Origin of the sequence: Anaeromyxobacter sp. Red801 (genome assembly GCF_049201065.2) — a bacterium.
GTDB lineage: Bacteria > Myxococcota > Myxococcia > Myxococcales > Anaeromyxobacteraceae > Anaeromyxobacter.
In genome coordinates this window covers 1,316,448-1,339,559 of the sequence record NZ_CM181236.1, presented here as the reverse complement: position 1 = coordinate 1,339,559, position 23,112 = coordinate 1,316,448, and the positions used below count along the sequence as shown (strand labels likewise).

Here is a 23,112-nt window from a genome sequence, read left to right as displayed (position 1 = left end):
CTGCCGTCGAACGCCGTCCATCGCCGCGCGAGCCGGGGTCGCGCGACCACCCCCTCGCGAGGCCCGCGACGCGGGGCGCGCGGCCGGTTAGAGCCTCCCGGCCAGGAGGGCGCCCGGCACCAGCATGGGCGCCAGGAGACACCCATGCCGACCCTCATCCGCGCGCCCACGGTCGTCCCGGCGGCGGGCAGCAAGCCGAAGGTGATCCAGGAGTTCGTGGGCCGCGTGAACAGCGGCACCGAGGCGGTGAGCATCGCCCGGATGGTGAGCCCGGAGGGCTGGCGCGAGCCCGGGCAGACGCCCGAGTTCGACGAGTACACGCTGGTGCTCCGGGGGTCCCTGCGCGTGGAGAGCGCCTCGGGCGTGATCGACGTCGGCGCCGGGCAGGCCGTGGTCGTCCCCCGCGGCGAATGGGTTCGCTACAGCACGCCCGCCGCGGAGGGGGCCGAGTACGTCGCCGTCTGCGCGCCGGCGTTCGCCCCCGGGCTCGTGCACCGCGACGCGTGACGGCGCACGGGCGCGCCGCGACTACCTGCGCTGCGTCCCGGGGACGGCCGCCGCCGACGCGGTGGTCCCGGCGGCGAGCCGCGTGGCCTTCACCTCCGCCTCGCGCGAGAGGTCGATCGACTCGCCCAGGATCCGGGCCAGCTCCTGCGGCGCGTGGAAGCCCATCGAGTTCTCGGCCGCCACGAAGTCGAGGCGCCACTGCGCGGCGCGCTGCAGGTTCTCGAGCTCCTGCAGCGCCGGCGTCTTCGCGATCACCTCGCGCCACGAGGCGAGCAGGTTGGCCTTCACCTCGGCCCCCATCTTCTTGTCCTGCTCCTCCTTCGGCGCCTTCTGGAACGCGTCCTGCTTCTCGAGCGTCTCCTTCGCCTTGGCGGTGGCCGCGGCGAGGTTCCGCTCGTCGTAGGGCTTCCGCACCGCCACGATGGCGTCGATCATCGCCACGGCGGCGTTGCCGGCGCGGGTGAGCAGCGCGAAGTGCCGGTCCTGGATGGCGAGCACGCGCGCCTTCAGCTCGTCGTCGGTCAGGGGGTGGCAGGTCGCGCAGGCGCGGTTCGGCTGGAGCAGCGGGCTGCGCACCCAGTGGTCGGAGTACTTCTGCGCGCCCTCGCGCTTGTACGGCATGTGGCAGTCGGCGCAGGTGACGCCGCTGCGCGCGTGGATGCCCTGGCTCCACACCTCGAACTCGGGGTGCTGCGCCTTCAGCACCTCGAACCCGGTCTCGGCGTGCACCCAGTCCTTGAAGCGCTGCCCCTTCACCTGCAGGTTGTCGTAGAGGTGCTCGGCGTTCTCGACCTTGAGCCCCTCGGCCCACGGGAACAGCAGCGTCATGCCCTTGCCGCAGAAGTACTCGACGTGGCACTGGCCGCACACGTAGGCGCGGCGCTCCTGGCGCGTGGAGTCGAGGTTCGGATCGTAGGGCTTCGACCGGTCGCCCTTGCGCCAGCGCTCGATCGAGGGGAGGTGCGGCACCTCCGCCGAGCCCGCCGCCAGCTTCTGGATGCCGGCGATGAAGCCGGGGCGCGAGACCCGCACCTCCATCGACGCCGGATCGTGGCAGTCCACGCAGGAGACCGGGTGCGCCTTGCCGCCGCCCATGTCCTCCAGGGCCTTGTGCGCGTCCCAGTAGCCCATCTCCGCCACCTTCGCGAGGCCGGCCTGGAGCTGCTCGGCCGGCGAGCCCTGCGGCGCCGCCTCCTTCCCGAGCTTGCGGTACAGCGGCATGATCGAGCCGTGGCAGTGGAGGCAGTTGCCGGACTGCTTCCCCTCGCCCGGGACGTTGCGCTTGGTGATCTCCTGGTCCTTCAGCATGAAGGCGTGGCCGCGGCGGTCGCGGTAGTCCACCGCGAACAGGTAGCCGGCGAAGACGCGCTTCAGCCAGGGATCGCGCTCCGCCTTCTGCGGCGCCATCTCGCCCTCGGCGGTGCCGATCGCGCCGCCGTACTTCGTGCTCGTCCGCTCGGCGGTGCGCTTGTAGTCGTCGAACTCGCGGGGCCAGTTCTTGCCCCACTTGGCCGGGTCGGTGTCGTCCTCCCCGACCTCGACCACCCGCACGTACGAGAAGCGCGCCTCGGACTTCTTCTCGCTGATGTTCACCAGCAGCATCGCGACGCCCACCGCGACCAGGGCGAACACCCCGGCCACGAGCGCGATGAGCAGCGCGCGGTTCTTGGTGGGCTGGGTCTCGGCGGGCATGGCGTGCTCCTTCTCCGGGGCTGCGGGACGGACGGGCGGATCAGCGGAGGTGGCCCACGTTGCGGTGGCACCGCACGCAGGAGACGTCGCCCCCGTGCGCGATGTCCTCGACCACGGCGGCGTGGCAGCGGCGGCAGTTGTCCTCCACCACCTGGGCGCTCTCGGGGCGGGCCTTGATGGCGTCGGGGTATCCCCCCATCGTGAACGCCATCGAGTGGTGATAGCCGTTGGTGGCCTTCACCCAGTACTTCGAGACGAAGGCCGCGGGGGTGTGGCAGTCGTTGCAGGTCGCGACGGCGTGGTGCGTGCCCGCCAGCCACCCGGCGTAGTGGCCTTCCATCACGTGGCAGTTGGCGCAGGTCCTCGGGTCGTTCCCGAGGTACGAGGAGCCCTTCGCGTAGTCGAACGCGAAGGCGCCGAGCCCGAGCGCCAGCCCGGCGGTGGCCGCCAGCACGAGCGACAGCGGGAACACGGACAGTCCGCGGCTCGATGGCATGGACCCTCGAACGTCGCCCTCCGGTGGGCGCACGCATCCGGCGATTGCCCGCAACGTAGCGCGCCTCGGGCCCGGAGACGGGTGCTTCAGTCGGGGATGCGCAAAAGGGACGCAGGGGTTCCCCGGCGGGGCGGTCCGCGGGGCGGTCCGCGGGGCGGCCGCGCGGCGGCCCGGGTGCTCAGCGGCTCGCCCGGGCGTCCCACTTCCCCTCGCGCCGGAGCGCCTCGACCAGCTCGCGGGCGCGCTCGCGCAGGACGACGTAGTCCACCTTCGCGACGCGGTTCAGCGGCAGCGTCCCGGTGGACACCACCTCCACGTGGCTGGGGCGGGCGTACGAGGCGATGCCGTCGCAGGCGGCGTGGACGTCCTCGGGCGTGACGGTCGCGTCGGGCGCCGCCTCCACGAACAGCACGATCGCCTCCGACCAGCGCGCGTGCTCGACGCCCACGCAGGCGGCCGCGGCCACCCTGCCCGGCAGCGCCGAGACGACGTGGTTCTCCACGTCGCCCGGGAACACCTGGAAGCCCTTCGGCTTGATGACGAGCTTGGCGCGGCCGGCGAGCCGGAGCCCGCGCGCCGGGTCGTAGCTGCCGAGGTCGCCCGTGTAGCAGACGCCGTCCCTCGTGACCGCCTGCGCGGTGGCGGCCGGGTCGTTCAGGTAGCCGAGGAACACCTGCGGGCCCGAGAAGCAGATCTCGCCCACCGTCCCCGCCGGCAGCACGGGGCCGGCGTGCCCGTCCGCGGTCATGGGGCCGCGGATCGAGATGGGGCAGAGCGGGGACTCGAACCCGATGCCGCCGGCGAGGTCGTCGGCGCTCGCGCCCACGGCGGTGTAGGTGCAGAAGCCGGAGGTCTCGGTGAGCCCGAGGCCGGTGCCGATCTCCGGCGCCATGGTGCGGAGCCGGTCGAGGAACGCGCGCGGCACGCCCTGCCCGCCGTAGATGGCCGCGCGCAGGCTGGAGAGGTCGAGCTCGGCGTAGCGGCGGTGGCTCCACTCCGCGTTGAACAGCGCCGGGATCTGCCCGACCACGGTGACCCGGTGCTCGGCGATGGCCTCCAGGCTCTTCAGCGCGTCGAACACGTGCAGGAGCACCGAGGTGATGCCCTCGTACAGCGCGGTGCCGAGCAGCTCGGTGGTGCAGCCCACGTGCGAGGGCGGGAGGTTCACCAGCAGCCGGTCGTCCTCCCGGAGGTCGAACCCGACGGTGAGCCCGACGTTCTGGACGAGGATGCTCTCGTGGCAGAGCAGGGCCGGCTTGGGCGAGCCGGTCGAGCCGGTGGTGAAGATGATGAGGCACCCGTCGCGCTTGCCGACGCGGGCGCGCGCGCGCCGCACCGTGCCGAGGAGCTTCGCCTTCAGGTAGTCGAGCTTGATGCGGCGGGTGAAGTCCTTCACCCAGGTGGCGCCGGGGGGATGCCGTCCGGCTCCTTCTGGAACTGCACCCAGTCGCGCACGCCGGGGAACTTCCCGACCACCTCCTGGAGCACCGGCAGGAGCGCGGGCGCGCCGACGAAGAAGTAGCCCCTCGGCCGGAGCTTCTCGAAGGCGGCCCGGAGCTCGCCCGCGCGCAGCCGCAGGTCGAGCGGGGCGAGGATCACGCCGACGCGGTAGCAGGCGACGAGCAGGAAGACGTGCTCCTTGAGCAGCGGCAGGCTGGTGGCGACGACGTCGCCCTTGCGGTACCCCGCGGCGAGCAGGCGCGCCGCGAACGCGTCGGCGGCGGTGTCGAGCTGCTTCCAGGTGACGGTCTCGCCGGTGTTGTGCTCGAGGAGCGCGACGGCGCCGGGCGCGCGGCGCGCGTGCTCGGCGACGCGATCGGCGATGTTCTCCGGGAGCCGCGCCGCGCGGTCGCGGCAGGCCTGGTCCTGGGCGGCGGTCTTCATGGCGGGGCGTTCTAGCGCAATCCGGGCGGCCCGGCGAGCGCCGCGGGCGCGAGGTCGACATCGCCGCGGGCCGGGGCGAAGATGCCGCGCATGCGAGCCCCGCGCCCGGCCGGCCCCCGAGGATGGTCGCTGCGGCGCCTGCTCCGCGCGCGCGAGCTCGTCACGGTGGCGCTCGTGGCGCTGGCGGCGGGCGGGCTCTGGCTCTTCCTCGAGGTGGCCGAGGCGATCCGCCACGACGAGGTCCGCTCGCTCGACCGGGCGGTGCTCCTCGCCCTGCGCGATCCCGCGGACCCCGCCGAGCCGCTCGGCCCGCGCTGGGTGGAGGAGATGGGCCGCGACCTGACCGCGCTGGGCGGCACCGCCGTGCTCACGCTGGTCTCGCTCGCCGCGGTGCTGTTCCTGTGGATGGCGCGCCGCCCGCGCTCGGTGGCGCTGCTCGCGGTGGCGATCGCCGGCGGACAGGCCTTGAGCCTGGTCCTGAAGCACGGCTACGCCCGGCCGCGGCCGGACCTCGTGCCGCACGGCTCCTACGTGTACACGGCGAGCTTCCCGAGCGGCCACTCGATGATGTCGGCCGTGGTCTACCTGACGCTGGGCGCGCTCCTCGCCCGCGTGCTGCCGCGCCGCCGCATGAAGCTCCTCGTCATGGCCTGCGCGCTCGGGGCCACCCTGCTCACCGGCGCGAGCCGCGTGTACCTGGGCGTGCACTGGCCCACCGACGTGATCGCGGGGTGGGCCGTCGGCGGGAGCTGGGCGGTGGCCTGCTGGCTGGCCGCCGACCTCCTCGACCGGCGCCGCACGCGCGGCACGCCGCCGGAGGGGAGCGGCCCCGGGTCGGAGGAGGCGTAGGCCGCGTCAGCGGCGGCCGGCGCGGTCCACCAGGATCACGGCCTGCTGCGCGGCCAGCTCGACCTCGATCGTGCCGGGGCCGGCGCGGCGCACGGCCGCCGGGCGCTCCGTGATCGCGTCCCAGTCCGGCAGCGGGCCCGGCGGCGCCGCGAGCCGGAGCCGGGCCGGGCCGCCGAAGTCGAGCACCACCAGCGCGCGGCCCGCCGCCCCGGCGTCCCGCAGGAACGCGAACGCCTCCGGCTGACCGGGCACGGCGACCCGCCGGTACGCGCCGCGGCGGAGCGCGGGCAGGTCCTCGCGGAGCGCGGCCAGGCGGCGGTACAGGGGACGGAGCCCGTGCACGTCCACCCACGAGACCGGCGGCCCCTCCTCGTAGGGCTGGAACTCCGCGCCGACCTCGTCGCCGGTGTAGACGACGGCGATGCCGGGCAGCGCGTGCAGGAGCACCGCGGCGACGCGGGTCATGGCGAGGCCGTGGCGGGTGACGAAGCGCTCGCCGGTGTCGTTGTTGTTGAGGAAGCGGGCCACCCGGTCCATCGGCGTCGCCCGCGAGGCGAGCGCGGCGTCGAGCGCCGGCCCGATCCGCGAGGGATCGTCGAAGACCTTCTCCCAGGCCCAGTGGCCCAGCTCGCCGGTCCAGTCGTAGGCCGCGTCGAAGCCGTTGCGGACGTAGAACGGATCGCGCGCGCTCGCCTCGGCGAGCAGGAACACCCCCGGCTTCACCGCGTCGAGCCGGCGACGCAGCGCCCCCCAGAACGCCGGCGCGCGCTGGCGGATGCCCCACGCCGCGTCCACGCGGAACCCGTCCACGTCGTACTCGCGGACCCAGAACGCGAACGCGTCCAGCATCATCTGGCGGACGAGCGGGTTGCCGTAGTCGAGGTTCGGCAGGTGCTTCCAGTCGAAGTAGTGCGTCTCGCGGCCGGCCGGATCGCGGTCGTACCAGCCCCACCACGGCGAGGCGCGGCCGCGCGCCGCCGCGTCCAGGTGGTGCGGGTGGCCGGTCGAGGTGTGGTTCGGCACGAAGTCGAGGAGCACCCGGATGCCGCGCGCGTGCGCCTCGCGGACCAGCGCCCGCAGGTCCTCGGGCGTGCCGAAGTCGGCGCGCAGGCCGAAGTAGTCGGTGATGGCGTAGCTGACGTCGCCGGGGTCGTCGGTCGGGTTGACCGGCGCGAGCCAGAGCGCGTCCACGCCGAGGTCGCGGAGCGCGTCGAGGCGCGCGGTCACCGCCCTGAGCGGCTCGGGGCCGAACCGCGGGGGGACGACGCCGTAGATCACCGCGCCGCGGTACCAGTCTGGATCCGGCCGGACGTCGGCGCCGGCGCGGAGCGGCGCGATGCAGAGGAGCGCCAGGACCGCGGCCAGGCGAGCGGGTGGCCCTCTGGCGCCGCCCGCTCGTGGTGAGCCCGTCGAACCACGGGCGGGTGGCCTTCTGGCGCCGCCCGCTCGTGGTGAGCCCGTCGAACCACGGGCGGGTGGCCCTCCGGCGCCGCCCGCTCGTGGTGAGCCCGTCGAACCACGGGCGGGTGGACGGGGCAGGTCGGCGTGCATCGCCTGACCAACGCCGCGCGGGCCGGCGGTGTTCCGCACGCGCACCGGCCCCGGACACGAGAAGGGCGAGGCGAGCAGGTTGCGCTCGCCTCGCCCGGTTGCTTCCTTCACCTCATGGCAGGCAGGACGGGCCGGAGCCCGCCCCGCCGGCCGGGGCTACTTGAAGATCGCCATGATCTTCGCGACGGCCTCGTCGAAGACGCCGGTGCCGTTCTCGATCGCGAACCCGAACGTCGCGGTGTGCGCGTTGAACGAGGCGAGGTCGCCGGCGAGGTCCTCGTTGATCATCTCCGCGCGGTGGCAGGAGCCGCAGGCGCGCGACGCAGGGCCGGTGACGTACGACGGCACCGCGCCGATGTTGCGATCCTTGCCCGTGAGGGTCCGCGCCGCCGACAGCACGCCCGGCAGCGTCCGGAACTGGTCCGGGACCTCGTAGGTGTTCGGGTTGTGGCAGGACTCGCAGTTCAGGATCGTGAAGTTCGGGTAGGTCGACTCCACGTGGTGGTCGTAGCGCATCGAGGCCACCGGATCCGAGAAGTCGATGCTCTGGATGTCGAACGGCTGCATCGAGTGGATCGCGTGGACGTACGAGTCGATCGACCGCGACTGCATCTCGAGGTGCGAGCCGCCGTCACGGACGGTGTGGCAGGTGCGGCAGGCCACCACCGTCGCGCTGCCGTAGGACGGGCTGTGGAACGTCGTCCCGAGCGCCTCGTGGCACTTGTTGCACTTCGCCGTGTCCACGATGGCCGTCCCGTACGCTGCCGGGACGATCGCGTTGCCGACGAGGTCCACCGTCGCGGTCGCGCCGGCGATCGCGATGGCGGGGTTGGTCGTGCTCACGGGCTGCGCCTGGTTCAGGCCGACGGCCGGGAGCACGGCGACCTGCACCTTCTTCACCGTGCCGTCGGCGACCATGCTGGCCCAGGTCGAGAGGTCGGCGGTCGCCGTCCACGTCGTCCCGCCGGCCACCGCGACGGCCGGATCCACCGTCAGGCGGTTGCTGTTCTTCGTCGACGCCTCGGTCCACTCGAGGTTGCGCAGGGTGTCCGCCTGGCTGCCGTGGCCGGAGACGATGAAGTCCTTGGTGTCGTAGCCGTAGAGGCTGACCACCACCGTGGGCTTCACGAGCGCCGACGCGTCGGCGCCGGCCACGCTGAAGGCGACCGTCAGCTTGTTGGTGGCGGCGTCGAAGGACGCCGAGTCCACCTTGGTCGTGACCACGCTGGAGAACTTGGTGGTCGCGTCCTTGTAGATGGCCTTGTTGTAGCCGGCGTGGACCTGCGCGAACGTCGGCCCGATGCCGCCGGCCGCCTGCGCCTTGTGGCAGGTGTTGCAGGCGCCCGTGTACGTGTACAGGTCGAGGTTGTGCGGGACGACGTCCTTCAGGGCGGGCGCGCGCTTCGGGTCACCGTTGAGGCCGGTCACCGGGTGGCAGCTCTTGCACGTCGCCAGCGTGAAGTTCGCGTCGGCGAGGATCACGTCGAGCTTGCCGTCGTGGCAGGTCACGCAGTTCGCCATCGACTGCGGGTAGGCGAACTCCATCGCGTGCGACATGTGCGTGTCGTTCATCACCGTCTTCTTGTAGGCGTACTTCGCCTTCTGCTCGGCGGTCGGCGTGCCGCCCTGCGCCGCGTACGCGGCCGGGTCGTCGGCGAGGAGCTGCCAGCCCTCGTGGCCGCCGGCGGACTCGTCGGTGTGGCAGGCCTTGCAGGCCGCGAAGTCGGGCAGGCCGGCGACGGCGGCGCCGCGGTAGCCGTGCTTCAGGTACGGCGAGCCGTGGCACTTCTCGCAGCCGGAGACGTTCGCCGAGGAGGCGTAGGTGCCCGCGTTACCGTAGGCGACGCCCGTGTTCGACACGTCGGTGTAGAGCTGCATGCCCTCGGTCGAGAGCGGGCCGTCGGCCACGTACGCGTAGACCTGGGCGTTCGACACCTCGGGCTGGAACGTGGCGGTCGCGTAGGTCGCGGTGTACACGCCGTTGCCCTGGCTGGTGATGTTCCCGTACGCGAACGCGGTGACGAACTTGCGGGTCGCGCTGTCGTAGGTCGCCGCGTAGAAGCGCTTCTGGTCGAGGCCGGCGAGGCCCGCGTCCACGTACGGCGCGCCGTTCCGGGTCACCGTGAACGTCATCGTCGACGTGTAGTTCGTGCCGCCCGCGTTCGCGACAGTCGAGACGTCGTTGATGACGACGTTCAGCTGGCTCGCGTCCGTGTACTGGTTGTAGATCCCCTGGTGCTGCGCGCCGGCGCTGCCGTGGCACACCGCGCACGACTCGGGCTTGGCCGAGGCCGTGAGATCCTGGCCGTCCTGCCCCGGCTGCCCGGGCTGCCCGGGAAGGCCCGGCTGCCCGTCCTGACCCGCGGGGCCCTGGGGACCGGTCTTGCCGTCCTCGCCAGAGCACCCCGCAATCGCGAGCGCGCCGGCGAAGAACAGCGCGCCGGTCGTCCGCATCGTCCACTTGTGCATGTGTTGAACCTCTCCGCGTTGATGGGCCTAGGCCCGAAGACTGACTTCGGGCGGGACCCTACCAAAGCGCCGCAGGATTTCCCCGCGCAGGGCGGCCCCTGCGACAACATGCCCAGGTCAATCATTGGCGTTTGCGCGATATGACCCAATCGCGCTTGATCGCGGTCATTGCGCGCATGCCGCGATGTAGTCCGCGGTCGCGGGGACGGCGACGATCAGGCCAGCCGGGCCCCGCGCTCCGCGAGCAGCTCGCGCAGCACCGACCGGTGGCAGCGCGCCTCGTCCTCGCAGTAGCAGCCGACGGCGAGGTCGGCGCCATGCGAGAGCGCCGCGAGCAGGTCGAGCGTCCGGCGCGCGGCCGGCTCCGCCATCTCCGCCCGGAACCGCCGCTTGAACGCCGCCCATTCGCGGTCGCTCCGCGCCGCCTGCGCGAGCTTCATGGTCGGGACGGTGGGCGCGAGGTTCGGGAACCAGACGTCGTACCAGTCGTCGGCCGCGAAGCGCGACGCGGGCACGCCGCGCGGCGGGCGGCGGACGGTGCCGATGCGAAGCCCCTCCCCGCGTGCGCGGGGGGTGCCGAGCCGGACGATGCGGATCGCCATGCCGCCGAGCCTAGCCGGGCACGCGCGCCACGCGCAGCGACCGGAGAGGTCGCACCGCCCGACGCGGCGGTCAGGACGCGGCGGCGCCCGCGGTCGCGGCGGCGCCGGCCGCGTCGCCCGGGTGGACGCCCAGGTACGTGAGCAGCCGCCACTGGTGCAGCGTGAGCCCGCGCACCGAGATCTGCGCGCCGGGCACCCACGCCAGCAGGCTCGCGAAGCGCGCCAGCGCCGCGTCGTCGCACTGGCGCACGGCGCCGAAGTCGATGCTGAGGCGCGCGAACGGCCCGAGCACCTCGATGGTCTCCTGCAGCCGCCGCACGTCGTCCGCGCCGAACGTCCTGCCCACGCGGACGTCCAGCGCATCCCGGATCGCATCGATCTGCATGGTCTCCCCCCGGAGACGGTTCGATCCCGGATTACCACTGTCAGTGTGGCCCGCCCGGTGGTCGATCGACGCGCACGGAGCGACCGGCGCCGAGCGGGTGCGGCAGGTTCGCCGCCGGCCGTCGCCCGCGCGTTGTCCCCGCTGCCGCACTCCGGCGAGGGGCGGGGCCGCGCCCGGGGATTGCGCTCGTGGCGCCGAGGGGTTGGCGCGCCGGCGGACGGCGCCGGACGTCGGTAATCGAACGATGACGCGCGTTGTCCCCACCCGCCGGCCGGCGCGAGGGCCACCGGCCGGCGAGCGGGCGCGCCTGCTACTCGCTGCCGAAGGCGCAGTCGGCGCAGAGGACGACGACCTCGGGTCCCTCGTCGCGCCGCTCGACGCGCTGGACGGCGGTCTCGCGGGTCACGGAGCAGCCGCAGAAGTCGCAGCGGCCGTGGGATTCGTCGTGGAGTGGGTGCGGGCTGGCGGAAGATTCGGTGCTCGGGGATTCCATGGCGGGGCTCTCCTGGCGTGGGCGTGCGGTGCGTCAAAACGTCCATGACGCGGCCCGCCAAGCTCCGCACCGTCCCCGTTGGGCACATATTCCCGCGAGATCCCTGCCTCGAGCCCCCCGACGTCGGCACCGTCGGCTCCGCGCGGGGCGCGATTACGCACGGAGCGTGAACCGGGAGGCGCCCGAGGCACGGCGCCGGCCATCCGCCGGCGGCGCCCTCGGTCGCACCACGACGTCCGTCCCCAACGGCCCTTCCGCGAGTTCGTCCGGAGCGTGAAAAGTGGTGTCGAACCCCGACTCGGAGGAGGCGCCATGATGCGGATGGCAGGACTGTTGGTGCTCGGGTTGCTCGCCGCGGGCTGCGCGACGAACGGCTCCGTGAAGCAGCAGATCGACCCGCTCGCCGATCGGATCTCGGCGGTGGAGCGGCAGCAGGCGGCGACGAACGCCAAGCTCGACGCGCAGACGGCCGAGCTCCAGGCGCTGCGCAAGGACGTGGCGGACTCCGCGGCCACGTCGGCGCGGGCGCAGGAGGCCGTGAAGGCGGCCCAGGAAGCGGCCGAGCGCGCCGAGGTCGCGGCCCAGAAGTCCGCGAAGGCGTTCGAGCTGACGCAGGTGAAGGGGAAGATGTAGCGGCGTACGCTGGGGGGCGCGCGGCGGCCGCCGGCCGCCGCGCCCCGTCAATCGGCGGTCACGTCCACGGGCATCCCGCTCCGCGCCGCGAGCGCGCGCGCGAGCTTCCGCGGGTCCACCTGCTCCAGCACGCCCCGGTCCCGCAGCAGCCGCTGCGCGAGCTCCGCCGGATCGGCGGCGGCCGCCTCGTCGGCGTGCACCTCGACCAGCACGCGCCCGTCCCGCACGCCCACCTTCACCGGCTCGCGCACGATCGCGACCGGCGTGCCGAGCCGCACCGCGCGGTAGAGCTGCGGGATGTCCTCCGGGTACAGCCGGATGCAGCCGTGGGACACGCGGCGACCGACGCCGAACGGCCGGTTGGTGCCGTGGATGAGGAGGGTCGGCACGGAGAGCCGGAGCGCGTGGCTGCCGAGCGGGTTGTCCGGCCCGGGCGGCACCGCGACCGGCAGCTCCGGGTCCTCGCGCCGGATCGACGACGTCGGGTACCAGCTCGGCGACACCAGCTTCTGCTCCACCGTGAGCACGCCGAGCGGCGTCGCGCCCGCCTCCACCGCCACGCCCACCGGGAACGTGAGGAGCGTCGGCCCCGGCCGCAGGTAGTACAGCCGCATCTCCGACAGGTTCACCACCACCGTCCCCTCCTCCACCGCGGACGGGAGGATCCAGGCGGTCGGGAGGATCGCGAGCTCGCCCGGCGGCGGGACGAACGCGTCGAGGCGCGGGTTCGCGGCCGCGATCTCGCCGAAGCCGAGGTCGTACCGGCGCGCGATCTCGATGAGCGACTCGCCCCGGCCGATGCGGTGGGCGCCGGTCGCGCCGATCACCTCGTCGCCGCCGGGCCAGGTGGCGGGCGGCCCCGAGAGCAGCACGGCGAGGAGCGGCAACCACATGTCGGCTCCCGCGGGCGGGCGGACTCCCCCGTCCCACCATCGCGCGAGCCGCGCCGCGCCGCGACCGCCCTGGAGGACTGCGCCGGCCGGGTGCGCGCGGCCGCCCGCTGGCCGCTGCGCTCCGCCGCGCATAGGATGTGGGGTCGATGGGGAGGGGCGCGCGTTGCAGCGGAGACGGCCGGCGGCACGCCGCGGGCGCGCTCGCGCTCGCGCTCGCCGCGGCGCTCGCGCCGGCGGCCGCGGGCGCGCTCGACCCGTCCCCGTCCCCGTGCCCTCGCTCGCGCGACGCGGTCGTGGTGATGACGGATCGCCGGGAGCTGTGGCTGTGCAGCGGCGGCACGCCGGCGGCGCAGTACGCGGTGGCGCTCGGGCGCAGCGGCGTCGGGAAGCGGCGCCGTGGCGACGGCCGGACGCCGCTCGGGACCTATCCGCTCGGCGACCCGCGCCCGTCCCCGCAGTACGGCACGTTCATCCCGATCGCCTACCCGACGCCGGCGCAGGCCGCCCGCGGCTTCACCGGCACGGCCGTCGGCATCCACGGGCCGCCGCGCGGGACCGAGGGCGCCGGGTACCCGGTCACCGAGGTGGACTGGACGCAGGGCTGCATCGCGACCGGCAGCGACGAGGACGTGGACGCCATCGCCGCGTTCGTGCGCGCGCGGCGGCCGCGGCTCGTGATCCGCTGAGCGGGCCGGCGCCCCGCCCCGGCGCCGCGCTTCACGCTTCTTCACGAACCGCACAGGCCCCGGACATCTCCGCCCCGCATCCTCCCACCGTGCCCGCCCGCGGTGGACGGGCCGGAAGGAGACGGGACATGAAGCGGATCATCGGCGCGATCGCGGCGCTCGGGGTGCTGGCGGTGGGGGTCGTGGCGCTCACCGGGTTCCACGGTGGGTGCGGCTGGCGCGGGCACGGGCACGATCCCGCCCGGATGTCGGCGTTCGTGACGGACCGGGTGGACGACCTGCTCGACGACGTGGACGCGAGCCCGGAGCAGCGCACCCGCATCCACGCGGTGAAGGACCGCATGCTCGCCGCGGCCACCGAGCTGCGCGCCGGGCAGGACGAGGCCCACCAGGCGCTGCTCGCGGAGTGGAAGGCGGACGCGCCGGACCGTGCCCGGCTCCACGCGCTGGTGGACGCGCGCGCGGACGCGTTCCGCAAGCTCGCGCACGAGGCGGTGGACGCGGGCGTCGAGGTCCACGACGCGCTCACGCCGGCGCAGCGCGAGAAGCTCACCCGCAAGATCGAGCGGCTGCATCGCTAGCCCGGCGCCCCGGAGCGGACCCGCGGTGACGGCGCGAGCCCCACGCTATGATGCCGCGGTGACCGCCGCGACCCCGCTCCTGGCGCTGCTCGTCGAGGACGACCTCCGCCTCGCCGCGTTCACCCGCGAGTATCTCGAGGGGCACGGCGTGGCGGTGGTCCACGAGACCGACGGGCGCCGCGGGCTCGACGAGGCGCTCGGCGGGCGCTTCGACGTGGTGCTCCTCGACCTCATGCTGCCGGGGAAGGACGGCCTGGAGGTCTGCCGCGAGCTGCGGTCGCGCTCCGACGTCCCGGTCATCGTCCTCACCGCGCGCGGCGAGGAGGCGGACCGCGTGATGGGGCTCGAGCTCGGCGCGGACGACTACCTGGCGAAGCCGTTCTCGCCGCGCGAGCTGCTCGCGCGCATCCGCGCCGTGGTCCGGCGGGCCACCGGACGCGCCGGTCCGGCGCGCGAGACGGTGCGGGTCGGCGCGCTGGTGGTGGATCCGGCGGCGCGCCGGGTCACGCTGGACGGGCGCGAGGTGACGCTCACCGGGTACGAGTTCGCGCTGCTGTATGCGCTGGCGCGCCGCGCGGGCCGGGTGCTCGCCCGGGAGCAGCTCATCGAGCTGGCGGGCGGGAGCGCCGAGGAGGCGTTCGACCGCTCGGTGGACGTGCACGTCTCGCGGCTGCGGCAGAAGCTCGGCGACGATCCCCGGCGGCCCCGGCTCATCAAGACGGTCCGCGGCGCCGGGTACCTGCTCGCCGGGGAGCCGGGATGAGCCGGCGCGGGCACGGGCCGCTCTTCTGGCGCGTCTACCTGCACGGCGTGCTCCTGCTGCTGGTGGTGGCGGTCGCCGTGGGCGGGGTGGGGTTCGCCCTGCGCCGCGGGAGCGGCTGGTGGTCGGAGCGCGGGGCCGGGCGCTACGCCGCGGAGCGCGTGGGCGAGCTGGCCGGCGATCCGCCCCGCCTCGCCGCCGAGCTCTCGCGCGTGCGCGAGGCGTTCGGGGTGGAGGCGTCGGTGTACGGGCCCGGCGGCGCGCTCGTCGCCACGAGCGCGCGCGACCCGGCCGCCGCGGCGCGCGCCGACGGGCGGCGGCGCGGGTGGACGGTGCCGCTCCGGGGCGGCGGCACGCTGGTGGTCCACTCGCCCCCGCACGATCCGGCGCGCGGGCTGCTGTTCATCGGGGCCGTCCTGGCGGCGCTCGCGGTCGCCTCCTACCCGCTCACCCGCGCCATCGTCGCCCCCGTGGAGCGGCTCACCGCGGCGGCGCGCGCGCTCGGCGCCGGCGACCTCGCCGCGCGGGCCAACGTCCGCGCGCACGGGGAGCTCGGGGAGCTTGGCCGCTCGTTCGACGAGATGGCCGCGCGCCTGGAGGCGCTGGTGCGCGGCGAGCGCGAGCTGCTCGCGAACGTCTCCCACGAGCTGCGCACCCCGCTCGCGCGGATCCGGGTCGCGCTGGAGCTGGCGGCCGAGGGCGACGCGGCGCGCGCCCGCCGCTACCTCGGCGAGATCGGGCAGGACCTCGCGGAGCTGGACGCGCTGGTGCAGGACGTGCTCGACGCCGCGCGCCTGGAGGCCCGCGGCGCCGCCGCGCTCCGGCTCGACGCCGGCCCGCTGGACCTCGGGGAGGTGGCGCGCGCGGCGGCGGCGCGCTTCCAGGGCGGACACGAGGGGCGCGCGCTCGAGCTGGACGTGGCCGACGGGCTGCCCCGGGTCCAGGGCGACGCGGCGCTCCTCCGGCGCATGCTCGACAACCTGCTCGACAACGCGGCGAAGTACTCGGAGCCTCCGGCCCCGGTCCGGCTCTCGGTGCGCACCGAGCCCGGCGCCGCCGTGATGGAGGTGACCGATCGCGGGATCGGGATCGCCGCCGACGACCTGCCGCGCCTGTTCACCCCGTTCTTCCGCACCGACCGGAGCCGCGAGCGCGGCACCGGTGGCACGGGCCTCGGCCTGGTGCTGGCGCGGCGCGTCGCGGAGGCGCACGGGGGGTCGATCTCGGTGGAGAGCGCGCCGGGGCAAGGGTCCACGTTCCGCGTGCGGCTCCCGTCCGCGGGGGAGTAGCCGGGCCGGTCGCGCTGCCGCACGCGTTCGAGGCGGCGCGGCGCTGGTCCACCCTCGGTGCCACCCCGTGGATGTGACCGCCGCGCCACCACCGGCCACCGCGCCGCGCGCTACCATTCTGCCCGGGGTGCGCCCATGCGGATCGCGATCGTGGCGATGCTGCTCGCGCTGGGTTCGGTGGCCTGTCACAAGGAGTGCGACGAGGGCGAGCTGCGCTGCAGCGGCCACGACCTCCAGGTCTGCGTCGATCCCTCCGGTGGCTCGGACCCGGGGTGGCGCACCGTGGTGGACTGCGAGAAGGAGGGGCTGCCGCTGATCGGGAACTGCTACGACAGCGACGGCACGCACCTCTGCTCGGACGATCCCCTCGACCCCTGCTCCGGCCACGGCGGCACGTAGCGCTCGCCGGGCCTGGCCGCCCGCCCCCCGGCGTCACATCCCGCGCGCCGGCCGTTCCAGACACGGGGGGCTCGAAGTCCGCCGGAGGGCGCGGAGCATGGGCCGTGTTGGCAAGCTGCTGCTGGGCATCGTGAACCTGGGGCCCATCGGCTTCATGGCCGTGGCGGTCTACCGCCACGGCGACCTGCCCGCCTCGGCGGTCGCGGCGCAGGTCGCGGTCGTCGCCGTGCTGCTCGGGATCTACCTGCGCCACCTCGCCGGCAACGACCAGCTCACCCGCGGCCTCCGCCGCGGCTGGGCGCTGGTGCTCCTCGCAGGCAACTGGGCGGTGTTCCCGGTGTACTGGCACCAGTTCGTCTGGCAGGACCCGCGCGACCGCTGAGAGCTTCCCGGCCGACTGCCCCTTCCGAGCCCGGCGAGCGCGTTGCGCCCGCCGCGCGATGCGGGTAGATGCCCGCAATGGACTCCGTCCCCTGCTACGCCGCGAACGTCCGGCGCGCCGCGCTCGCGCTGACCTCGCTCTACGACGCGGCGCTCGCGCCGCACGGCCTCAAGGTCACGCAGTACTCGCTGCTCCACGCGGTGAAGCGGCACGGGCGGCCGAACCTCACCGCGCTGGCGGCTGCGACCGGGCTCGACCGCAGCACGCTCGGCCGGAACCTGCGGGTGCTGGAGGGCATGGGGCTCGTGGCGCTCGCGCCCGGCGACGACCAGCGGGACCGCGTCGCCGCGCTGACGGAGGAGGGGCGGGCGCGGCTCCGGGCGGCGGCGCCGGCCTGGACCTCGGCGCAGCACGCGGTGGAGCGCGTGCTCGGCGCGAACGCGGAGCAGCTCACCGACCTCGCCCGCCGCCTCGCCGCGCTCCCGGGCACGTCGGAGGCCGCGTGAGCCGCGCCGCCGCGCAGGGCTGGCGCGGGCCGGCGCTCGTGCTCGCCGCGGGCGCGCTCACGCTGACGGTGTCGCTCGGGATCCGCCACGCGTTCGGCCTGTTCCTCGAGCCCATGAGCCGGGACAACGGCTGGACGCGCGAGGTGTTCGCGTTCGCGATCGCGCTGCAGAACCTGGTGTGGGGCGCCGCCCAGCCGTTCGCCGGACGGCTCGCGGACCGCCACGGCGCGGGCCGGGCGGTGCTCGGCGGGAGCGTGCTCTACGTGGCGGGCCTGCTGCTCATGGCGACCGCGCACGGCGCGTCCACCCTGGCGGTGTCGGCGGGCGTGCTGGTGGGCCTGGGCCTGTCGGGCACCTCCTACCCCATCGTCTTCGGCGCCATCTCCCGGTGCACCGCGCCGGAGCGGCGCAGCCTCGCCACCGGCATCGCCATGGCGGTGGGATCGCTCGGGCAGTTCGCGATGCTGCCCGGCGCGCTCGCGGCCATCGACGCCGTCGGCTGGGCGGGCGCGCTGGTGGCGCTGGCCGGGCTCGGCGCGACCATGGCCCCGCTCTCGGCGGCGCTCCGCGAGCGCCCGGCGGCCGCCGGCGCCGCTGGCGCCCCCGGCGCCGGGGCGCGGGAGGCGCTCGCCGCGGCGCTGCGCCACCGCGGGTTCTGGCTGCTCTCCTTCGGCTTCTTCGTGTGCGGGTTCCACGTGGTCTTCATCGCCACCCACCTGCCCGCGTTCCTCGCCGATCGGGGGCTCGGGCCGCGCGCGGGCGCCGCGGTCCTCGCGCTGGTGGGCCTGTTCAACATCGGCGGCTCGTACTGCGCCGGGCTGCTCGGGGGCCGCATGAGCAAGCCCGGCCTGCTGGTGGGCCTCTACCTGCTCCGCGCCGCCGTGATCGCGGCGTTCGTGCTCGCGCCGGTCACCGAGGGCTCCGCGTACGCGTTCGGCGCGGCCATGGGCTTCCTGTGGCTCTCGACCGTGCCGCTCACCAACGGCACCATCGCGACGCTCTTCGGCACCCGGCACCTGGCCATGCTGGGCGGGGTGGTCTTCTTCTTCCACCAGGTCGGCGCGTTCCTGGGCGGCTGGCTGGGCGGGCGGATCTACGTCGCGACCGGCAGCTACGACGTGGTCTGGTGGCTCTCCATCGCGCTCGCGCTGCTGGCCGCGCTGGTGAACGTGCCGGTCCGCGAGGCGCCGGTGGCGCGCCCGGCGGCGGCGCCGGAGGCGGCCGCGTGACGCGCACCGTGCTCCGGGCCGCGCTCCTCGCGCTCGCGGCGCTCGTCGCCCTGTGGGCCTTCGTCTCCCACCTTCAGCCGGCCTTCTCCGGCGAGCGCATGGCCGCGCTGCTCCGCTGCAACTGACGGACGCCCAACGCCGCTGTCTCCCCGGGATCGCGGCCGCTGGCCTCGATCCCGACACCGCGCCGGCGCGCGCACCGGATGCGGGCCCGATTCCGCGCCCCTCCCGGCGGCGCGCCCCGGTGGCACGGCCGATGCTCCTCTCGGCGGTGCGCGCACGCGCGCGCTGGGTGAAGCGGATGTCGGACCGGGAGAGACCGCCGGCGCAGGAGGCGCCGATCCAGGCCGTGGCCGCCGGGCGAGGCGCCTCGGCCGAGCTGCTGGGCCTGGCGCTGCCACGCCCGGGCACCGACGAGCCGACCACGGTCGCCCTGCGCCTCTGGGGCCTGCTCCCGGCGCACCCGCGCGGCCGGCCCGATCCGGCGGCGCTGGACGCCGCCGAGCGCGACCTCCGCGGCATCGCGGCGGCGCTCGGCCCCGGCGTCGATCCGCCCGTGCACACGGTCGTGGGGGAGTTCCTCCCGGCGGAGTACCCGGCCCGGCGGGCGCCCGGCCGCTGCGAGGTCTGCCTCCCGGTCGTGCTCCGCGCGGCGGGCCGCGTCCCGGCGCTCGCCGCGCGCATCCGGGCCCGGCTGGCCGCGCTCGGGCTCCCGGAGCGGCGCTGAGCCGGCGCGACGCGGTTGCGCGGAGCCGGAAACGCGAATAGCGTATTCGCGTTTCAACGCATCTCACGCCCGTGGAGGCCCCGTGCCCGCAGATCCCTTCGCCGCGCTCGACGCCACCGCCCAGGCCGCGCTGGTGCGCGAGGGCCGCGCCACGCCGCTCGAGCTCGTGGACGCGGCGCTCGCCCGCCTCGAGCGCCTCGGCCGCCTCAACGTCACCGCCGCGGTGGACCCGGAGCGCGCCCGGCGGGCCGCCCGCGAGGTCCGGCGCGGCGCGCCCTTCGCCGGGGTGCCGTTCCTGATCAAGGACGTGCTCCCCTACCCCGGCCTGCCCTTCGGCTGCGGCTCGCGCCTCCTGGCCGGCCAGCCGTCGCCCCCGGCGCCGGACCTCGCGCGCGCCTTCGACGAGGCGGGCCTGGTGGTGCTCGGCAAGAGCACCACCTCCGAGTTCGGCCTGCTCGGCACCACCGAGACCCTGGCGTGCGGCGCCACCCTGAACCCGTGGGACCCGGCGCGCTCGCCGGCGGGGTCGTCCGGGGGCTCGGCCGCCGCGGTGGCCGCGGGCATCGTCCCGGTGGCGCACGCCTCCGACGGCGGCGGCTCGATCCGCATCCCGGCCTCGGTGTGCGGCGTGTTCGGGCTCAAGCCGAGCCGCGGGCGGCAGCGCGACGTCGGGATGCCGCTCGACGCGCCGCTCGCCGCGCTGGTGGTGGACCACTGCGTGAGCCGCTCGGTCCGCGACAGCGCCGCGCTGCTCGGCCTGACGCAGCGGCGCGACGCGACCGCGCCCTACGCGCCGCTCGGCCCGGAGGCGCTCGCGCCCGCCGCGCGCCCGCGCCGGCTCCGCCTCGGCGTGTACGCGCGGACCGCGTTCGGCCGCGCGCCCGCCCCGGAGGTCCGCGCCGGCCTGGACGCGGCGCGCCGGCTCTGCGAGGGGCTCGGCCACGAGACGGTCGAGATCGCCGGCCCGCGCTTCGACGCCGCCCCCGCCCGCGACGCCATCTTCCTCCTGTTCGGCGCCGCGCTCCTCCCGGTGGTCCGCCAGGTCCGGGCCGCCGCCGGCGAGGACGCGCTCCCGGGCCTCCTCGAGCCGTTCACGCTCGAGCTGGTGGGCCGCGCCGAGGCCGGCGGGCCGGCGGCGATCGCGGCGGCGCGCGCCGCGCTCGACGGCGCGGCCCGCGACGGCCTCGCGTTCCTCGACGGGCTCGACGCCGCGCTCAGCCCCACCACCGCCGTGCTCCCGTTCCCGCTCGGCACGCTCTCGCCGCGCCACCCGGCCGACCGGAACCTCGCCTTCACCGAGGACCTCGCCGGCTACACCGCCGTCCACTCCGTCACCGGCGCGCCCGCCATGTCCGTGCCGCTGCACTGGACCGCCGGCGGCCTGCCGGTGGGGATGCAGCTCGTGGCCCGCCCCGGGGAGGAGGCCCTGCTGCTGCAGCTCGCGTACGCCCTGGAGGAGGCGGCGCCCTGGGCGGATCGCTGGCCGCCCTGCTCGTCCGCCGCCGCGGAGGTCCCGTGCCCCAGCGCCTGAAGGAGGACGTGCGCGCGCGCCTCGTGGACGCGGCGCTGTCGGAGTTCGTCCGGCAGGGCTGGCGCGGGGCGCGCCTGGTGGACATCGCCGCGGCGGCGGGCGCGTCCATCGGGAACGTCTACCGCTACTTCCCGGACAAGGAGGCGCTGCTCCGGGCCGCGGTGCCGCCGGAGCTGGCCGCGGAGCTGCTCCGGCTGCTCCGCGGCCGGGTGCGCGCCCTCGGGTCGATGGGCGACTGGCGCCTCGGGGACGCGGCCGGCTCGGAGCGCGCGGCCGCCCTGCTCGCGTTCTGGATCGCCCACCGGCGCGAGGTGGTGGTGCTGCTGGGGCGGGCCGAGGGCTCGCCGCTCGCCCACGTCCGCCCGCTCGTCGCCGGCGAGCTGACGCGCGCCGCGGCGCGCTACCTGCGCGACCACTCGGCGCGGCCGGTGCCGCGCGAGACCCGGTTCGTGCTGGAGCGGATCTTCGAGGGCACGCTCGGGATGATCGTGGACGTGCTGGCCGCGCACGAGACGCCGGAGGCGATCTCGGCGGCGTTCGGCGCGTTCTGGCGGTACCAGCTCGCCGGGCTGCAGGCGCTGCTCGCGCCGGCGCGCCGCTGAGCGGCGCCGCCGGTCGCGCGAGGCGCTACGCCGCGACCGCCTGGCCGCGGGCCACCGGCTCGCAGGCGAGGGCCGCGCCGCAGGTGGCGGGCTCGAGCGACTCCACCACGGCCGGAGCGCGGCGCTCCGCCGGCGCGGGGGTGGCCACCGGCTCGCGGCACTCCAGGCGGACGATCCGCCCGTCGTCGTCGTGGTGGACGACGCAGACGGCGGCGCGGCGGCCGGCCAGGAGCGAGGACTCGGACAGCGCGAAGTGGCGGGCGTAGTCGCGGAGCGAGAGCGCCTCCCCGTCGGCGAGCGCCTTGCGCGCCGGGAGCCCCTTCCACACCAGCAGCGTGCCGGAGGTCCCCACCAGCGCCATGACGGAGCTGGGGAGATCCCCGCCCGTCCCGTTCGTCACCAGCTTCACCAGCACGGGCGAGGAGCGCATCCCGAGCTCGGCGATGGCGCGGAGGACGGCACCCACAGCCAGAGCCAGGCGCCCCACATGAGGGCGGTGGAGGCGTCGGAGAGCAGGCGCTGGTACCAGGCCAGCCGGTGACGCGCGTTGATGATGAGTGATCCGCTCATGTCGATCCTTCGCCTTCGCTGCGGCGCGCCCTCTGCTCCGCGTGCTGCCGTCTCCGTCCGCCGGGCCGGACGCTGCGCCGGCCCGGGGGCCGCAAGTTGACGTGCCGGCACCCCGGTCTATTCAAGGACGGAACCCTCGGTCCGGGCTGACCCAGCGCGCCCGCGAGCCGCGGCGCCGCGCCACGACCTTCGGGTAGGCGACCACCGTGGCCGCGCAATTTATCACCCAGAATACGAAGGGATACCAGATCATCCAGAAGAGGTTCCGGAACAGCCCGCGGTCGTACCGGCTGTCGAGCCAGGTGCTGAACGCGAACTGGGCCAGGCAGGCCGCGCCGAGGATCACGCCGCTCTGCTGCAGCCCCAGGGGCGATCCGACCGCCGGGAGGGCCCCCGCAGGCAGGACCAGCCCGATCAGCCAGGCGGCCGTGACCAGCACCATGGCGTACGACCACGCCACGCTGACCACCATCTCGAGGAGCAGCGGCCACAGCGACCGCTGCGCGGGCTCGAGCGCCGCGTCGATGTTCTTGAGGAGCACCTGCGCGCCGCCCATGGCCCAGCGCAGCCGCTGCTTCCAGAGGCCGCGCAGCGTCTCGGGCATGAGGATCCAGGTGAGCGCCCGCGGCTCGAACCGGACGTCCCACCCGGCGCGCTGCAGCTTCCAGGTGATGTCGATGTCCTCGGTGAGCATGTCGGCGCTCCAGTAGCCGACCTGGTGCACCGCCGACTTGCGGAACGCGGTGATGACGCCGCTGACCGTGAAGATCCGGCCGAACACGCGCTGCGCCCGCTTGATGATGCCGACGATCGACGAGAACTCGCCCACCTGGACCCGGCCGAGCAGCGTGGAGCGGTTGCGGATGCGCGGGTTGCCGGTCACCGCCGCGACGTCCGGCGACTCGACGAAGTGGCGGACCAGCCAGTGCGCGGCGTTCGGGTCGAGCAGGGCGTCGCCGTCGATGCAGACGAGGATCTCGTGCCGCGCGAGCAGCGCGCCGGCCTGCAGCCCCATCGCCTTGCCCTGGTTCTCCGCCAGGTGCACCACCCGCAGGCGCGGGTCGCGCGCCGCCACCCGCTCCAGCACCGCGCCGGTGTCGTCGCTGCTGCCGTCGTTGATCGCGACCACCTCGAAGTCCGGGTAGTCGAGCGCGAGCGCGTGGCTCACCGTCTCCTCGGCGTTCTCCCCCTCGTTGTACGAGGGGATGAGGACCGTCACCGGCGGCCAGTGCGGCAGCGGCGGGGGCAGGTCGAGGGCGCGCTCCGCCCGCTCGAAGCGCCAGTAGAACAGCGCCGCCCCGGTCATCCAGAGGAACGACATGAACAGCGGGTAATAGAACACGAAGGCCAGCAGGCCGTGCCACGCGCTGTCGAGTGTGGCGGTCACGCGGGCGGC

Annotated in this window: 25 protein-coding genes and 1 pseudogene; 15 read left to right on the top strand and 11 right to left on the bottom strand. The window is 75.2% G+C overall.

All coding sequences use genetic code 11. The annotated features are described in order from the left end of the window. Nucleotides 1–144: 144 nt before the first annotated feature. The gene (locus tag ACOQFB_RS06060; protein WP_421609990.1) at nucleotides 145–507 is read left to right on the top strand and encodes a cupin domain-containing protein; all 363 of its coding nucleotides are present in this window, start codon (nucleotides 145–147) and stop codon (nucleotides 505–507) included. A 21-nt stretch (nucleotides 508–528) separates the two neighbouring features. Here the strand turns inward: ACOQFB_RS06060 and ACOQFB_RS06055 are convergent, their stop codons facing one another. From ACOQFB_RS06055 to ACOQFB_RS06040, 4 genes are all read right to left on the bottom strand, one after another. Next, a complete protein-coding gene (locus tag ACOQFB_RS06055) occupies nucleotides 529–2,199 on the bottom strand; it encodes an ammonia-forming cytochrome c nitrite reductase subunit c552 (RefSeq protein WP_059436103.1) in 1,671 nt (556 codons plus the stop codon). Nucleotides 2,200–2,239: 40 nt separating this feature from the next. Beyond that, the gene (nrfH, locus tag ACOQFB_RS06050) at nucleotides 2,240–2,695 is read right to left on the bottom strand and encodes a cytochrome c nitrite reductase small subunit (protein WP_059436104.1); all 456 of its coding nucleotides are present in this window, start codon (nucleotides 2,693–2,695) and stop codon (nucleotides 2,240–2,242) included. Between the two features lie 178 nt (nucleotides 2,696–2,873). Then, entirely contained in the window at nucleotides 2,874–4,091 is a 1,218-nt protein-coding gene (locus ACOQFB_RS06045; protein ID WP_494492503.1) for an AMP-binding protein, read from the bottom strand. Continuing rightward, nucleotides 4,088–4,579 carry an AMP-binding protein gene (locus ACOQFB_RS06040; RefSeq protein WP_494492502.1) on the bottom strand — a complete coding sequence of 164 codons (492 nt, stop codon included), beginning with the start codon at nucleotides 4,577–4,579 and terminating at the stop codon, nucleotides 4,088–4,090. The genes ACOQFB_RS06045 and ACOQFB_RS06040 overlap by 4 nt, the downstream gene beginning before the upstream one ends. Before the next feature lie 90 nt (nucleotides 4,580–4,669). Between ACOQFB_RS06040 and ACOQFB_RS06035 the strand changes: the two genes are divergently transcribed. Beyond that, on the top strand, nucleotides 4,670–5,428 hold the full coding sequence (locus ACOQFB_RS06035) for a phosphatase PAP2 family protein (protein WP_421609992.1): 759 nt from the start codon (nucleotides 4,670–4,672) through the stop codon (nucleotides 5,426–5,428). Nucleotides 5,429–5,434: 6 nt separating this feature from the next. Here the strand turns inward: ACOQFB_RS06035 and ACOQFB_RS06030 are convergent, their stop codons facing one another. The 4 genes from ACOQFB_RS06030 to ACOQFB_RS06015 form a co-directional block, all read right to left on the bottom strand. Continuing rightward, entirely contained in the window at nucleotides 5,435–6,706 is a 1,272-nt protein-coding gene (locus ACOQFB_RS06030; protein ID WP_421609993.1) for an alpha-amylase family glycosyl hydrolase, read from the bottom strand. A gap of 429 nt (nucleotides 6,707–7,135) precedes the next feature. Continuing rightward, nucleotides 7,136–9,448 carry a multiheme c-type cytochrome gene (locus ACOQFB_RS06025; RefSeq protein ID WP_421609994.1) on the bottom strand — a complete coding sequence of 771 codons (2,313 nt, stop codon included), beginning with the start codon at nucleotides 9,446–9,448 and terminating at the stop codon, nucleotides 7,136–7,138. Nucleotides 9,449–9,663: 215 nt separating this feature from the next. Then, the gene (locus tag ACOQFB_RS06020; RefSeq protein WP_059436108.1) at nucleotides 9,664–10,050 is read right to left on the bottom strand and encodes a DUF488 domain-containing protein; all 387 of its coding nucleotides are present in this window, start codon (nucleotides 10,048–10,050) and stop codon (nucleotides 9,664–9,666) included. A 70-nt stretch (nucleotides 10,051–10,120) separates the two neighbouring features. Beyond that, nucleotides 10,121–10,435: a hypothetical protein gene (locus tag ACOQFB_RS06015; protein WP_059436109.1), complete on the bottom strand. Its 315-nt coding sequence runs from the start codon at nucleotides 10,433–10,435 to the stop codon at nucleotides 10,121–10,123. 814 nt (nucleotides 10,436–11,249) lie between these two features. Between ACOQFB_RS06015 and ACOQFB_RS06010 the strand changes: the two genes are divergently transcribed. Then, the gene (locus tag ACOQFB_RS06010; RefSeq protein ID WP_237757797.1) at nucleotides 11,250–11,561 is read left to right on the top strand and encodes a hypothetical protein; all 312 of its coding nucleotides are present in this window, start codon (nucleotides 11,250–11,252) and stop codon (nucleotides 11,559–11,561) included. A 47-nt stretch (nucleotides 11,562–11,608) separates the two neighbouring features. Here the strand turns inward: ACOQFB_RS06010 and ACOQFB_RS06005 are convergent, their stop codons facing one another. Continuing rightward, nucleotides 11,609–12,454: a L,D-transpeptidase family protein gene (locus ACOQFB_RS06005; protein ID WP_421609995.1), complete on the bottom strand. Its 846-nt coding sequence runs from the start codon at nucleotides 12,452–12,454 to the stop codon at nucleotides 11,609–11,611. A gap of 146 nt (nucleotides 12,455–12,600) precedes the next feature. Here ACOQFB_RS06005 and ACOQFB_RS06000 point away from each other — a divergent pair, with 146 nt between their 5' ends. From ACOQFB_RS06000 to ACOQFB_RS05945, 12 genes are all read left to right on the top strand, one after another. Next, nucleotides 12,601–13,140 (top strand): L,D-transpeptidase family protein, encoded by a 540-nt coding sequence (locus tag ACOQFB_RS06000; RefSeq protein WP_059436113.1) that lies wholly within the window; start codon nucleotides 12,601–12,603, stop codon nucleotides 13,138–13,140. A 128-nt stretch (nucleotides 13,141–13,268) separates the two neighbouring features. Next, nucleotides 13,269–13,721 carry a Spy/CpxP family protein refolding chaperone gene (locus ACOQFB_RS05995; protein WP_421609996.1) on the top strand — a complete coding sequence of 151 codons (453 nt, stop codon included), beginning with the start codon at nucleotides 13,269–13,271 and terminating at the stop codon, nucleotides 13,719–13,721. 58 nt (nucleotides 13,722–13,779) lie between these two features. Then, a complete protein-coding gene (locus ACOQFB_RS05990; protein WP_421609997.1) occupies nucleotides 13,780–14,484 on the top strand; it encodes a response regulator transcription factor in 705 nt (234 codons plus the stop codon). Beyond that, nucleotides 14,481–15,770: a HAMP domain-containing sensor histidine kinase gene (locus tag ACOQFB_RS05985; protein WP_421609998.1), complete on the top strand. Its 1,290-nt coding sequence runs from the start codon at nucleotides 14,481–14,483 to the stop codon at nucleotides 15,768–15,770. The genes ACOQFB_RS05990 and ACOQFB_RS05985 overlap by 4 nt, the downstream gene beginning before the upstream one ends. A 135-nt stretch (nucleotides 15,771–15,905) precedes the next feature. Next, nucleotides 15,906–16,169 carry a hypothetical protein gene (locus ACOQFB_RS05980; protein WP_494492501.1) on the top strand — a complete coding sequence of 88 codons (264 nt, stop codon included), beginning with the start codon at nucleotides 15,906–15,908 and terminating at the stop codon, nucleotides 16,167–16,169. Between the two features lie 97 nt (nucleotides 16,170–16,266). Further along, nucleotides 16,267–16,551 (top strand): hypothetical protein, encoded by a 285-nt coding sequence (locus ACOQFB_RS05975; protein ID WP_059436118.1) that lies wholly within the window; start codon nucleotides 16,267–16,269, stop codon nucleotides 16,549–16,551. A gap of 77 nt (nucleotides 16,552–16,628) precedes the next feature. Then, nucleotides 16,629–17,057, top strand: coding sequence for a MarR family winged helix-turn-helix transcriptional regulator (locus ACOQFB_RS05970; protein ID WP_059436119.1), 429 nt, complete (start codon nucleotides 16,629–16,631; stop codon nucleotides 17,055–17,057). Next, complete coding sequence (locus tag ACOQFB_RS05965) at nucleotides 17,054–18,286, top strand: MFS transporter (protein ID WP_059436120.1); 1,233 nt, start codon at nucleotides 17,054–17,056, stop codon at nucleotides 18,284–18,286. Before ACOQFB_RS05970 ends, ACOQFB_RS05965 begins: the two co-directional genes overlap by 4 nt. After that, nucleotides 18,283–18,411 carry a hypothetical protein gene (locus ACOQFB_RS05960; protein ID WP_272946320.1) on the top strand — a complete coding sequence of 43 codons (129 nt, stop codon included), beginning with the start codon at nucleotides 18,283–18,285 and terminating at the stop codon, nucleotides 18,409–18,411. Before ACOQFB_RS05965 ends, ACOQFB_RS05960 begins: the two co-directional genes overlap by 4 nt. Before the next feature lie 176 nt (nucleotides 18,412–18,587). After that, nucleotides 18,588–19,013 (top strand): hypothetical protein, encoded by a 426-nt coding sequence (locus ACOQFB_RS05955; protein WP_059436132.1) that lies wholly within the window; start codon nucleotides 18,588–18,590, stop codon nucleotides 19,011–19,013. 82 nt (nucleotides 19,014–19,095) lie between these two features. Then, on the top strand, nucleotides 19,096–20,544 hold the full coding sequence (locus tag ACOQFB_RS05950) for an amidase (protein WP_421609999.1): 1,449 nt from the start codon (nucleotides 19,096–19,098) through the stop codon (nucleotides 20,542–20,544). Then, nucleotides 20,529–21,146 (top strand): TetR/AcrR family transcriptional regulator, encoded by a 618-nt coding sequence (locus ACOQFB_RS05945; RefSeq protein ID WP_421610000.1) that lies wholly within the window; start codon nucleotides 20,529–20,531, stop codon nucleotides 21,144–21,146. Before ACOQFB_RS05950 ends, ACOQFB_RS05945 begins: the two co-directional genes overlap by 16 nt. A gap of 25 nt (nucleotides 21,147–21,171) precedes the next feature. Here ACOQFB_RS05945 and pgaD read toward each other — a convergent pair. Together pgaD and pgaC are read right to left on the bottom strand one after the other, a co-directional pair. Then, a pseudogene (gene pgaD / locus ACOQFB_RS05940) lies at nucleotides 21,172–21,716 on the bottom strand (poly-beta-1,6-N-acetyl-D-glucosamine biosynthesis protein PgaD). A gap of 121 nt (nucleotides 21,717–21,837) precedes the next feature. Further along, nucleotides 21,838–23,103 carry a poly-beta-1,6-N-acetyl-D-glucosamine synthase gene (gene pgaC / locus ACOQFB_RS05935; RefSeq protein WP_059436124.1) on the bottom strand — a complete coding sequence of 422 codons (1,266 nt, stop codon included), beginning with the start codon at nucleotides 23,101–23,103 and terminating at the stop codon, nucleotides 21,838–21,840. Nucleotides 23,104–23,112 lie beyond the last annotated feature (9 nt).